10 protein-coding genes are annotated in these 12374 nt (G+C 60.3%); 4 read left to right on the plus strand and 6 right to left on the minus strand.

Going from position 1 to position 12374, the window contains the following annotated elements; all coding sequences use genetic code 11:
• Window positions 1-27: 27 nt before the first annotated feature.
• Window positions 28-465, plus strand: coding sequence for a MarR family winged helix-turn-helix transcriptional regulator (locus ON40_RS39845; protein WP_040830797.1), 438 nt, complete (start codon window positions 28-30; stop codon window positions 463-465).
• Window positions 466-638: 173 nt separating this feature from the next.
• Here the strand turns inward: ON40_RS39845 and ON40_RS52815 are convergent, their stop codons facing one another.
• The 3 genes from ON40_RS52815 to ON40_RS39860 form a co-directional block, all read right to left on the minus strand.
• A complete protein-coding gene (locus ON40_RS52815; protein ID WP_157186742.1) occupies window positions 639-1388 on the minus strand; it encodes a DUF8020 domain-containing protein in 750 nt (249 codons plus the stop codon).
• A gap of 272 nt (window positions 1389-1660) precedes the next feature.
• Window positions 1661-3310 carry an MFS transporter gene (locus ON40_RS39855; protein WP_063713193.1) on the minus strand — a complete coding sequence of 550 codons (1650 nt, stop codon included), beginning with the start codon at window positions 3308-3310 and terminating at the stop codon, window positions 1661-1663.
• Between the two features lie 369 nt (window positions 3311-3679).
• The gene (locus ON40_RS39860; protein WP_157186743.1) at window positions 3680-4267 is read right to left on the minus strand and encodes a cysteine hydrolase family protein; all 588 of its coding nucleotides are present in this window, start codon (window positions 4265-4267) and stop codon (window positions 3680-3682) included.
• A 135-nt stretch (window positions 4268-4402) separates the two neighbouring features.
• Between ON40_RS39860 and ON40_RS56390 the strand changes: the two genes are divergently transcribed.
• Together ON40_RS56390 and ON40_RS50805 are read left to right on the plus strand one after the other, a co-directional pair.
• Window positions 4403-4870, plus strand: coding sequence for a MarR family winged helix-turn-helix transcriptional regulator (locus ON40_RS56390; RefSeq protein ID WP_083896298.1), 468 nt, complete (start codon window positions 4403-4405; stop codon window positions 4868-4870).
• Between the two features lie 565 nt (window positions 4871-5435).
• Window positions 5436-6089, plus strand: a complete 654-nt coding sequence (locus ON40_RS50805) for a helix-turn-helix domain-containing protein (RefSeq protein ID WP_083896299.1) — start codon at window positions 5436-5438, stop codon at window positions 6087-6089.
• Window positions 6090-6237: 148 nt separating this feature from the next.
• On the opposite strand, the gene ON40_RS49395 is transcribed toward ON40_RS50805, so the two are convergent.
• The 3 genes from ON40_RS49395 to ON40_RS39885 form a co-directional block, all read right to left on the minus strand.
• Window positions 6238-6660, minus strand: coding sequence for a Zn-ribbon domain-containing OB-fold protein (locus tag ON40_RS49395; protein WP_040830724.1), 423 nt, complete (start codon window positions 6658-6660; stop codon window positions 6238-6240).
• Between the two features lie 39 nt (window positions 6661-6699).
• Entirely contained in the window at window positions 6700-7902 is a 1203-nt protein-coding gene (locus ON40_RS39880) for a thiolase family protein (protein ID WP_040830725.1), read from the minus strand.
• Between the two features lie 123 nt (window positions 7903-8025).
• On the minus strand, window positions 8026-10617 hold the full coding sequence (locus ON40_RS39885) for a CaiB/BaiF CoA transferase family protein (protein ID WP_083896300.1): 2592 nt from the start codon (window positions 10615-10617) through the stop codon (window positions 8026-8028).
• Between the two features lie 456 nt (window positions 10618-11073).
• Here ON40_RS39885 and ON40_RS39890 point away from each other — a divergent pair, with 456 nt between their 5' ends.
• Window positions 11074-12357, plus strand: coding sequence for an amidohydrolase family protein (locus tag ON40_RS39890; protein WP_157186745.1), 1284 nt, complete (start codon window positions 11074-11076; stop codon window positions 12355-12357).
• The last annotated feature ends 17 nt before the right edge of the window (window positions 12358-12374 follow it).

Consider the following 12374-nt stretch of genomic DNA (forward strand, 5'->3'; position numbering starts at 1 on the left):
CAGCCTAAACAGGTACACTGTCTGTTTATGATTGCACCGTTGCCTCATGACATCGCTGGAGACCTTACCCATGCGATGGTTCGTTTGCGGGCGCGTTTGCGGGCTGAGTCGGCGCCGACTGATATGAAGTGGTCGTGGTCGCAGATCACGACGCTCAACCGTATCGCTCAAGAGGGTTCCGCCACGGTCAGCGAGTTAGCCGTCGCCGAGCATGTTCGTCCCCAGTCGATGGCGTCTATTGTCTCGGCCCTGCTCGACGGAGGGCTCGTAGCACGGAGATCGGATCCCAACGATGGTCGCAAGACGCTGATTTCCATTACCGATGAAGGCGCCGAACTGCTCGCCAGAATTCCTACCATGCGTGAAACCTGGCTCGAGGCCGCCATTGAAAGGCATCTGTCTCCTGCAGAGCGCGAAACGCTGGCCAACGCCGCGCGAATCATGGAGTCTCTCGCCGACTGCTGATTTTCGATATCCCCGCTTGCCACCCCGGATCGCTCACGGGTAATGATCGTCGGCGGGTTTCGCGGTCTCGCCCTCCGCTTTAGGCCGAGAATGTCTCGATGCGAAGAATCGGCGCTCAAACCGTCGAGTGGACCCTTTGACTTCTCTGCTCGACGGTTTGAGCGTTTACCTGGTCAGTGTCCCGGCTGCGGGCCCGCCGGTGGCACAATCGGAGCGTTCATCGTCTGGAAATACTGGAACAACGCACCGACAGCGATCGGACCACCGACCAACAGAGTGCCGCCGATACCAGCGATAGGAGCGAACAGCACCGCACCACCCACACAACCCGCGATCGGCCCTACCCCGAGCAACCATGCCACCGGAGTCGTTGCCGCTGCACCCACTACAAGCCCTGCGATACATCCGATACCAGCGCCGACTACCGTACCGAGCATCCCGCTCAACATACTTCCGACGGTGAGCTGCTGCACCAGGGTCCCCAATGCATCCGAGGACCGCTTGTCCGCGCTCGGGTAGGTCGCTGCAACATGCTTCAAGGCTCCGTCAACCGGTACGACGCTGGCGGGCGAAACATCCGGAGCCGGAGTGGCAGCAGCCGGAGTCGTATTCGGGGTCAACACTACAGTCCGGCCTGTAACCGCTGCATTGATTGGGTGATCGAGGTTATTCATTCTGTAGGTCAGTGGGATCGCGGCAACCTCACCACCATGTACATCCAGGATATTCAGTTGATTATCTCGAACCGCCAAAGAGCCGGAATCGGTCGACAGAACCACAGATTTATCGGCTACCTTCGCGGTGTAGTGAATCTCCTGTGTGGGCACACTTCCCGACGCTGGAGCGGCGGACGCCGTTCCAGCGCACAGGCCGATAACTGTGGCAGCCGACACCGCAGCAGCAGCGAATTTCTTGCCATTCATTTAAATCCCCTCTCTCCAGGAGTAAATCGAATTCTTCTCAGTGGGTCGTCGGCGCCAGGCTTTTGGATCCGATGTTGGGTACGCCCCGGTTCGGCGTGGTTGATAATCCTCGGTTATTCGACAGCGGCTAGCTTGATCTACCTGCTCACGGCAGTCGGCGGAAAATGTCGCCATTGCTGGCGGGGAATCTGCTCTCAACGGTTTGAAATAGTTGTCGTAACCGTCAGCGCTTCGGGATATCGGGCGTCTCGAGTGCAATCGGAGATGGTGAATTAATCCCGTCGTGCATCGAACGCGAGGGCTTGTTCTGTGACCGTTGCTTGCAGCAGCTCGATCTCTGCTCTGGCGGCTTCGAGGGCGGTAGTTATGGTGTCCAGTTCGGCCCGCTGCGTAGGTTGCCGGGTTGGATCCAACGCGTCGAGCGCACCTTCCTTTGCTGTGCGGCAGATCGATACCACCGTCGACTGATCCACCCCCCATTTCTCAGCTGCCTCGTCGCGAGTGACCTTCCGAGTCAGAACCTGCACGAACATCTCATACTTGTCCGTCGGTGCCAGCTGATTGTGAGATGCATCCTGCGGCTCCGTAACAGTTGCCTTCGGAAAGGTTTGTCGCTTGGCGAGGCTGCGGTCGAGCACAGTCAGGGCCAGGACGACGATGCTGACGCCGGCCAGAATCGCGGCTGTCACATGCAGGCCGGAATCGGTCACATCGTGGCGGAAGACGGTTCCCGTGATGGTTGCCGAGGCAATCGAGCCGAGGTAGCCGAAGGTGCGGAACAGTCCGGCCGCGGTTCCTACCTGTTCGGCAGGTGCCTGAACGTAGAGGGCGGTCTGGTTGGATACGGTAGTAGTGCCCAGGGTGACGGCGAACAACAGAGTGACGCCGATGATGGCTACCAGTGGTGTGGTTGAAGTGAACAGTGCCACGGCACCGGAGGCGACCACCAAGCTTGCTGCGCCGAGTACCAGCGGGCCACGGACGAGGTTTCGTGCCGCAACCGGCCGCGCAACAATTGCGCCGAGAACCCCCATCGGTAGCAGCATCAGGCCGGCGGCTTGGGTAGACAATCCATGGCCAGCTTCAAGCCACTGAGTGAGACCGAACAGCACGGTGTAGAAGGCCAGCAGGGTGAGTGCGCCGCGCAGGTAGGTGCGGGTGAGCGCCATATTGGAAGCGAGCAGGCGCATGTCGATGAACGGTGACGATGCGCGCAACTCCCACCACACGAGCACGATGCCTAGGGCTAGAAAGATGCCCAGAGGCAACCATGCAGGAGAGGGCAGTGAGAGCAGGAAGACGAGTAGCGCACTCATCATCCCGCCGAACAGCACAATTCCGCTGGCATCTACGCGACGGGCAATTTCACCTAGCGGACGACGCTCGAACCGATCATCCTTCGGCACCCAAGCCAGTGTCATCAGCAGGACCAGGATCGTAACCGGAAGGTTGACGAAGAAGGCCGAGCGCCAGCCGAACATGGCCAGAAGAACGCCTCCGATCGGAGGGCCTACTGCAACGGTCGCGGTGCCGGCGATAGACAGGCCACCGAGCACGTTGCCTGGCGGTTCGTTCATCCCCTCCAGGCTCGCTCGGCGGCGAATGATCACCATGGCCGCCGGATATCCGGCCGATGTACCGATACCGATGAGCACGCGTGCAACGGTGAGCGTAGTCAGATCGCTTCCGAAGCCACCAATGATGCCGCCCACCAGCACCAAAGCCGTGCCGACGAGGTACACCCGTCGCGGGCCGAGTACCTCGGACAGCTTTCCAGCTGTGGGCTGCGCGATCGCACTGGCGAGGTAGAGCGCGGACACCAGGATGGCGGTCTGGCCGACTGACGTCCCGAGAGCGTGCGCGATCGGGACCAGGCCTGTCGCGATCAGGGCGCTGTTGATGGGATTGAGCGCCGAAGTCATGAACAGCGGCGTACAGAACTGCCACGAAAATGCCTTGCGAGACTTGCTGGAGCCGGAATTGAACGAGGTGCCAGTCCTTCGATGCGTGCCACCTCGGGTGGCAGATGGTGCCTCTGATGGTGTCATTGATTTCTCCGTCTACTTCGTGTTCGACCGAAGCTCAGTCGTGGCTGGCATTGGCGGGTGAACACCGCGACGAGGCTGTCGACACGGGTCGCGCGGTTATCGCTCATCAGGCCGGGGTTGAACCTCCCGCCATGACACAAGAGTATCAACTACACAGCCTGCCTGTACAGTTAAACTGTTCAGGCAGGCTGTGTATTTCCCCACACTCGCGGGCGCATCGTTGGGGCCGCGAAGCGGCGCTGGTCAGGCCGTGTGAGCCAGGGTGTCCAGGTCGGACGTTGTGATGACGTCAGCGTGCCGGGGGAAGACCTTCTCGATGAGGACTCGATGAACCTCGGCGTCGGGATCGTCGGTGGCGTCGGCCAGGACGAAGATTCGGTAATCCTGGTCGGATGCCTCCCGCACCGTGGACAGCATCACGCCAGCGGTGGAGATTCCGCCCATCACCAAGGTGTCGATCGATGAATCGCCCAGGAGGGTGTGGAGATTGGTCGTACTGAAGGCGCCGTAACGCGTCTTGCGGACCACGATGTCGTCATCGCGAACATCCAGGGCGGAAACGATCTCGAGTTTCGGGTCTCCGTCGGCGAATAGGCGGCCGCGGCGTGCCGGTCCGAACGTCTTGTGGTGATGGGGGATCGCGTCGTAGTCCTCGGGTGCGAAGGCTACTCGTACGAACACGACCTTGATCCCACGCTCGCGCGCCCATTCGAGGGCTGTTTGGGCGCGTTCCACCACTCCATCGCTGTCGGGGACGGTAGCCAGGGCTGCCGGTTGGTAGTCCATCAGCATCAGCGCTGTTTGCTGCGGAACGATGCTCGTATCGGTCACGTACGTGACCCTCCTTCGCATTGTGGAATATGTGGCGACTCGCGGCCTTGCGAGGCTGCCGAGGCTTGCAGGCGGGCTCATTGCACAGTTAGACTTAGCAGCCTGCCTGTCTAAACTAGACTAGTCTGGCTTGCTATGTCCATCAACCGAGATGGAGCACACACCTTGGCCGTTCCGCTTGCCTGCCACATTGCCCACCAGCTTTCGTGTGCGGTACTACGTCTGAGAGCGCGACTGCGGACCGAGTTCGCGACCGGTAGCTCGCGCTGGACGTGGTCGCAACTATCGACGCTGAATCGCATTGCCAGCGAGGGGCCGACCACGCTCAGTGCCTTGGCGGCGGCGGAATGTGTTCGTCCGCAGGCGCGGTCGTCGACTGTCGCGGCTCTCTGTGAAGAAGGGGTAGTCGCCCGCGAGTCGGACCCCACCGACGCCCGGAAGATGCTGGTCTCGATCACTCCCGCGGGCAGGGACCTTCTCGCGAGCATTCCCGCTCTACGTGAAGCCTGGCTTGAACGGGCGATTGAACAACGCCTATCGCCGACTGAGCGGCGGACGTTGGCCGACGCGGCGCAGCTCATGAACCGGCTGGCTGACTGCTGAGTCGGTCCTGATCGCCGCGGTTCGCCGATGGGTTCGCCCCTTCTGCTCCCGGTCGCTTCGTTCATCATCTACTGATGTCTCACACGTGATCAGGGTGATGCTCGGCACTTATTGAGGTTCTGTCCTCGGTCCGAAACGAAGTACGACCTTGGGGGCGGGATCGATCGTCGTCTTCGATCTGGAGTCACCCACTTGAATTATCAAGTGCCCCAGTCATTTTCATGTCGGGAATCCGCTGGGTTGATTGCGGTCATGCTGAGATGTTGCTGCGGCAGCGGTAGGTCGAGCTGCATGACTGATGCATTACAGCTATTAATCCTTGGGGTGAGTGAAATGACCGGGTTGCTCTAGATCCGGGATTGCCGCAGGAAAAAGGGGATTTCAGCTGGATGTAGGGGTGAGGGCCCGCTCGCAGGCCGAGCCTGGGCTGCATGCCTCTAGCTGGGCTTTACTGTATTATTCAATAAAACTGTACAGTGCCTAGATATGGCAATGACCGACTGGAGCTGAAGTGTCTGACCCTGACCCTGCGGCTGGCGTGAAGGTACGCCCCGCGCCCGATCCCATGGTCGGTGCACGTCTTCGTACTGGGCGACGGAACCAAGGCCTCACTTTACGTCAGCTGGCAAGCAAAGTGGGCGTTTCGCCCCAGCTGCTATCTCAAATCGAGAACGGTAAGACGCTGCCATCGGTGGCGACGCTGAAGGCCGTGGTCACGGAACTCGGGCTCACATTTGATGACGTGTTTGTGGCAATGAGTTCGGGTTCGACGGATTCGAGTTCGCCCTCGGCTACACGTCGTCCAGCCGTGTCACGTAAGACCGACGATTCCGCAGGCCCGGTCTTCCGTGCTGGTTCGTACCCCGTACTTCAAATGACCGGCGGTGTAACCCTGTCGCAACTGCCTACCGGGGTTATCGGTGCGGCGGTTGAGAGTTTTGTGACGACATTGCCGCCCGGGACTGCGTCGTCCACGGATGGCTCACTCGTGCGACACAATGGTGCTGAGTTGTGCTTCGTTTACGAGGGAACGTTGATGCTGAAGCTCGGATTCGAAACCTATGATCTGAATGTCGGTGATGTCGCCGCGTTCGACTCGACCGTTCCGCACGTGTACGTAAACAATGGGGAAGAGCCAGCGAAGGCCATGTGGATGCAGACGCAGGCTCTGGGATACGAGCAAATGGTCGTTGACGAACAGGGAGAAGCCGCCGAGTAGCGGAAGTCGGGTGGCGGTGTTATTCACCGCCACCTTCGCTCGAGGCCTGGCGGTCGAGTGCTGCAAAGTCTTGGCATCGGCAGTATTCACGCACCGGGACCGCAAAACCGATCTGCGAGTTTTGCGGGCACTCTTTGCTGTTCTCGCGCTACGACAGCTTGAAAAAGGGCAGCGTAACTCCCTCCGCGACATCTCTGAAGATTATGTCGACGGGGGCACCCAAGCGCAGCCGGTGGGTATCGCCGTCGACCAGCGTGGCCGTGAGGTTCAGGGTGGGCTGGACGTCGAACGACACCAGCGCATGTACCCACGGGACCTCATCAGCAAAGCCCTGCACCATCGCGTCATACATGACTGTCCAGTTCAGGATCTTGCCGCGGGGGCTTATCTGCGCAAATTCGAACGACGGATGGGACACATTGTGGCAGTGTCGACAGAACGCCACGGGAGGGTGGGCGTAAGTCCCGCAGTGGTTGCATCGCTGAAAGGCCAGTTCGTGCCTGCGTGCGGCCTCCCAGAACGGTGCGGTGTCCTCGTCCGGACAGGGAATTGGTTTGCCGTACTCGCCCAACTTGTCCTCCTGGTGCTGGATGAAGAAGGTCCTCGATGCTCAGGACGACTTGTCGGAGCTGTAGAGGATAGTGGTTGCGTGAACGAAGCCGGGCACGCTGTAGGTTGAGATACCGGTCGTTGCCCCGCTGATTTGGCGATGACCGGCACGACCCGACAACTGCAGGTAGTTCTCCAGGATGTGTGGAATGCCGTGGATACGACCCCAGCCGATGTTGCCGCCGCCTGACAACAGAGGGAATTCACCCTTCGGGTCTATGCGGCCGTCCTGAATGTACTGCCACGCCTCGCCGATACCACAGAATCCCAGGCACTCCATCCACCACAGCGCGACTGGTAGGAAGCCATCATAGAGCTGTGGAACGTCCACGTCGGACGGGTGCCACCCGCTTCGATTCCACAGCTTTTTCGCCATGTACCGGGTCGGCTCGAACATCGCGTCGAGCGAACCCAGGGTGCCCGGAATTGGCTTGTAGGTGTTCTGGACCAGGCCCCAGTCAGTGATGTACACCGGCTGGTGTGGCATGTCGGCTGCACGTTCCGCAGTGGTAACGATGAACGAGCCGCCGCCATCGACCGGAATGTCGTTGTCGAACAGGCACATTGGCTCGCTGATTGTGCGAGCTGTCATGTAGTCCTCGAACGTCAACTCCTTGCCGTACCAATACGCCTCCGGTATGGACTGGACGTTCTTCCGGATCTGTAGCGCAAGCGTTGCCATGTGCTCGCGCTTCATTCCGTACCGCTTCTGGTACTCCATGTACGGCATCGCTATGCCGGAGGTCCCCGCGACATAGCCGTACGGCGCTGTCCACTGCGTTTCACCTCCGGCGAGAGTTTCAGTGAACGAATTGTAGCGACCGGCAGGATTGTGCAAGGTCCTGTTCAGAAGCACATAGCTTGCCGCTCCCGAGGCCACCGCCTGTACTGCGCGAACCACAGCCGGCGGAAATGAGACGTCGTCGTAGGACCAGAGTGTATCCAACTCCATGTGTTCAATCAGGAAGTCGGCGTCGACGAATCCGTAGCCAGGACGGAGCACCCGATTGCTGCCGTAAGCGGGCAGACTCGTTGCGGTCGCAACACCATCGATCTGGGCTCGGGTGAGGCCAGCATCCTTGATCGCCTGGTCCGCAGTCTCGACCGCCAGGCTCGCGATCGGGACGTCCGCGTGCCGGCGCGACTTTGTGATGCCATATCCAACGATCGCAACCTTGTTCCGAAACTGGTGCTTGTCGACCATCGTTCCTCCTACAGCGAGACAAGAGCAGACGAGCGGAGCCTGGTGGGACTGGTCCTATGCTCTGGCAGTCGCTGACGCCTCGGCCGTCAACGTGGCTATGCGCACAAGGCTCCGCGGTGGGTGTCAGAGTGAGCCGGTTTCGCGCAGCTTCCGGATCGCGCTCTCATCGAGCTTCAAGATCTCGTTGAGGACGTAGTCGGTGTCTTGGCCGTAGCTCGGGCCCGAACGATTGAGCCGGCCGCCGATATAGGGCGGAGTGACCGACATCTTTGTCGGCAACTCCCGGACAGGCCATCGGCCGATGTACGCCTGATCGAGTTCGACCAGCCAGTCCAAGGCCTTCAGCTGGGGGTCGTTGTCATAGCGGTCCTGCGCATTCTGGCAAACGCCAGCGGGGAACTTGCGCTGCTGCAGTTCTGTCATCAGCTCGAAGCCGTCCCACTCGAGGGTCGCCTCTGTGATCAGCGCATCGAGCTCGTTGAGGTTTTCCAGTCGTCGCTCCAGCGTCGCGAAACGGGGATCATCCGCCAGAGCGTCGAGGCTGAGGACACTGATCAACGCCGACCAGTGTGCCTCGGTGAAGCTGGCCAATGCGATCCATCGGTCGGTGCCCGCGGTCCGGTAAGCACCATGAGGGGCAGCAGGCTTGTAAGGCGATCGGTTGCCATAACGCTGCCACCGGCGCCCGTTTGCCGTGAAATTGAGGATCGCCGATCCAGTCAGGTACAGCCCAGTCTCAGCCTGCGAGGCGTCGATATGACATCCCAGCCCAGTGGCGTTTCGCCGGTACAGGGCCGCGAGCATCGCGTTGGCCATGTTGTAGGCGCCGAACCAGTCAAGGTACGAGTAGCCGATTCCTGCCGGCGGGTACGACTCCGGCAGTCCGGACATCTCGCTGATACCCGCGATGGCCGCGGCGGTCGGTCCGTACGCACGAGTGCGGCCGTACGTGCCGTACTCGCCGAAACCGGACTGCTGGACATAGATGATGCTGGGATTGATCTGCTTCATTCGTTCGTAGGACAACCCCATACGAACCATCGTCCCGGGCGAGAAGCCTTCGACAATCATGTCCGCGTCGCGGATCAAATCCTCCAGCAGCTCGCGCGCCGAGGGGTCTTTGAGGTTGAGCGACATCGAGAGCTTGCCGGAGTTGATCTCCATGAACGCGCCACTCTCGTTTGGCGTGGACGCCGGAGGGATGGTGAGCGGGCTGGTTGCCTTCTCTCTTGCGGTGCGTCCTCCCTCGGGCGGGATTCCTCGACTCCAGCGCATTCCATCCCAGCGCGATTCGTGTTCTACCTTGATGACTTCGGCGCCCAGAGCACTCAGGAACCGGCCGGCACCCGCCGATGCCAGCATCCAGCTCAGATCGATAACGCGGACGTTGGACAGCGCAAATGGCTTCCCGTGCTCGCTGATCAACGGTTGCCGCTTGGATCGCTCGTTGACCTGAACCTGTTTGTGCTCGACGATCGTGGCTGTCCATTCGCGGCGAACCGCGTCGTTGTGCTCGCCGATCATCGGTGGTCGCGGTCCGTGCTGCCACGCCACGTCATGATCGAGCCATTTGGCGCCGATGTAGGTGAATGACCGGCCGAGCTCCGGGTGATGGATTCCCACGAAAGCGTTTCGGGCCTGCCAGTGGTCGTCGTCGATGTTCTCTTCGGGGCGCCGTACCGCGGCCCAGGGCAAGTTCTTCTCCTGAGCTTGTCGCCACAGGTCACGATCGAACAGCAGTCGGGAGACCAGCTTGTCGGTCTGAACCTGGATGTGTTCGATCGCCTCGGGAGTGTAGCGGTGGTCACCGTCGTACTTCGAGTCGTCCAGGTCGGCTTGGAATCCGTAGTCCTTCAACAGTTCGACGGTGCCGTCCCAGGGGCTGAGAGCGCTTCGCAGATACGTGCGGTACGGCAACAGGTAACGACCATCCTTGGTTGCCGAGAGCGCAGGTCCACTGGCCTGCGGCATCGAGTGACGGCAAGTGAGACGCAGATGGGTCTGACGCTCGAAAATCCAATTGGGAATGTCGTTCTCGGTGTTTTTGCTGACCGCCTCGTGCACAGCGGTGGACAGGAATTGTCCCTTACCGCCGTCGGCCAGTCGGTAGTTCAGCGCACCGAGGATCGCGATCACGGTCATCTCACCCGCGATGTGATACGCCTGCCACATCTGTGGCGCAATCGGCGGGGTTTCGTAGAACCCCGTCGGGTCCGGGTCGTACCCGCAATTCATCATCACTCCGCCCAGCGCGAGGTGTACGAGATCACTGGCCTCGTAGTCCGCCCACGGGCCCGAGTCGCCGAAAGGTGTAATCCTCGCCCATATCAGCCCGGGATTGACCTCGGCCATCTCCTCGTAGCCGATGCCGCGTTCAGTCATGTACCCGCGGGGACGAGAATCGATCACGATGTCGGCCGACTTGGCCAGTATTCGAAACTCGGCCTGGTCGGCAGGGGCTTCCAGATCCAGGGTCACCGAACGTTTGCCCACGTTGTAGTGCCAGAAGTGCAGGCTGCGATTCGGGTCCGGCACGTCCTCGTAGAACGGGCCGTAGGTGCGCGTCACCTCACCGGTCGGTGGCTCGATCCGGACGACGTCAGCACCGAGGCCAGCAAGCACCTTTCCGCAGTACTCACCTAGTTCGTCGCCGACTTCGAGAACGCGGATCCGCCCCAGATACCCCGTGAATGCCGATGCATCGATTCCGGTCATGACTTTCGTTGTCTCCTTGTCCCGGCTAAGGCACAGTTCCAGTGGCTGTGCGGAGTCGTGCGCACGATCGGGCGTGAACCGCTCCTGGGTGCCTAGGTGCTCGCCGTTGTGTGTCGGTGGAGCGAGGCTTTCGAGGTCTTCGCGTTGCGCCCCGAGTAGCCGACGGAGGCTCTGGCCAGCATCTCCCACCGGACATCGTGCAGACTGTCGGTAGATATGTCAAGTCCAGTAGGACATATCTACAGGTCAAGATCGCGACTTGCTGGGCCTGTTGCCGGGATGATTGCGGTGAGTGGCGGCCGGGTGCTTGCCCGGTAGGGCCTTGAGGCGTATACATAGCAAGTATGCCTAGTCATGGCTAGTTTTTTGGGTTATGGGAAGGCAAGTCTGGGTGTAGGGATGCGACAACGTATCCACCGGATACACACAGGTATTCAAGTGATAAGGAGTGCGCGAATGACCCAGTCAGTGGAAGCGCCGAATCCTGACCAGCCGCTGGACCGCGACCACCCGTTGCTGGCTTCGATAAAGGGAATTCCGGTCGTTGATACCGACACGCACCTCACCGAGCCTGGTGACTTGTGGACTTCCCGAGCGCCGGAGAAGTACCAGAATCTGGTTCCGCGGGTCCAGTACCTGGACGAAGCCGACTTCTACACCACGATGGGCTGGACCCGTGACACCGAGGAGCGGTCTCCGGTTTGGGTAGTCGAGGACGACATCATGCTCGGATTCGCGGGTGGTGGCAGCGTCATCAACAAGTCGAATCAGAAGATCAAGGGTTCCGAGTTCATCAAATGGCCTCTGACTGATGTCTCGCCCGGCGCGACCCATGTGGATCCCCGGCTCGAGATGATGGACGACGTGGGGATCTGGGCCCAAACGGTCTATCCGAACGCAGTCGGCTTCGGCGGCCAAGGCTTCGCGAAGATCCAGGACCCGCATCTCCGCCTGCTGTGCCTGACGATCTGGAACGACGTCATGGTTGAAATGCAGCAGCAGTCGAATGGCCGTTTGCTCGGCATGGGCATCATTCCCTGGTGGGATGTTGACCTTGCGATAAAAGAGGTCGAGCGCATCTACAACCTCGGTATCAAGGGCGTGAACATCAACGCGGACCCGCAGAATCAGGGTCTGCCCGAGCTGTCCGATCCCTATTACCAGCCCATGTGGGACGTCGTTTCCCAGCTCGACCTACCGGTGAACTTCCACATCGGTTCAAGCGTCTCACAGATGAGCTATGCCGGAAGCGGGCCGTGGCCGTCGATGAGCAACGATCAAAAGATCGCGGTCGGCTCGTCGCTCATGTATCTGACGAATGCCCGACTCATTACCAACTTCATCTACTCCGGTCTGTTGGACCGGAACCCGAAGTTGAAGATGGTCTCGGTCGAGAGCGGTGTCGGCTGGCTCCCATTCATCCTGAACGCCCTCGACTACCAGGCGACCGAGAACAACATCGACAACCTGTCGATGAAGCCGTCGGACTACTTCCGCCGGCAGGTCTACGCCTGCTTCTGGTTCGAAGAGGGGTCGGATCTGATGACCGACGTCGAGCGTGTAGGCATCGACAACTGCATGTTCGAGACAGACTTCCCTCACCCGACCTGTTTGTACCCGCAGCCGCTGAACGGCATCGCGAAGACGTTCGCTGACAATGATGTTCCGTTCGAGACACGCAAAAAGTTGCTCGGGGGTAACGCGGCAAAGGTTTACAACCTCGAGTTGCCCGCTCTTTGATCCACTGCGTAGTAGTC

Source organism: Nocardia jiangxiensis NBRC 101359 (assembly GCF_000308615.1).
Taxonomy (GTDB): Bacteria; Actinomycetota; Actinomycetes; order Mycobacteriales; family Mycobacteriaceae; genus Nocardia; species Nocardia jiangxiensis.

Excerpts from the sequence above, each read along its gene's own strand:
- ON40_RS39845 (WP_040830797.1), top strand. The coding sequence starts at position 28 with ATGATTGCACCGTTGCCTCATGACATCGCTGGAGACCTTACCCATGCG.
- ON40_RS52815 (WP_157186742.1), bottom strand. The coding sequence starts at position 1,388 with ATGAATGGCAAGAAATTCGCTGCTGCTGCGGTGTCGGCTGCCACAGTT.
- ON40_RS39855 (WP_063713193.1), bottom strand. The coding sequence starts at position 3,310 with ATGACTTCGGCGCTCAATCCCATCAACAGCGCCCTGATCGCGACAGGC.
- ON40_RS56390 (WP_083896298.1), top strand. The coding sequence starts at position 4,403 with ATGTCCATCAACCGAGATGGAGCACACACCTTGGCCGTTCCGCTTGCC.
- ON40_RS50805 (WP_083896299.1), top strand. The coding sequence starts at position 5,436 with ATGGTCGGTGCACGTCTTCGTACTGGGCGACGGAACCAAGGCCTCACT.
- ON40_RS39880 (WP_040830725.1), bottom strand. The coding sequence starts at position 7,902 with ATGGTCGACAAGCACCAGTTTCGGAACAAGGTTGCGATCGTTGGATAT.
- ON40_RS39885 (WP_083896300.1), bottom strand. The coding sequence starts at position 10,617 with ATGACCGGAATCGATGCATCGGCATTCACGGGGTATCTGGGGCGGATC.
- ON40_RS39890 (WP_157186745.1), top strand. The coding sequence starts at position 11,074 with ATGACCCAGTCAGTGGAAGCGCCGAATCCTGACCAGCCGCTGGACCGC.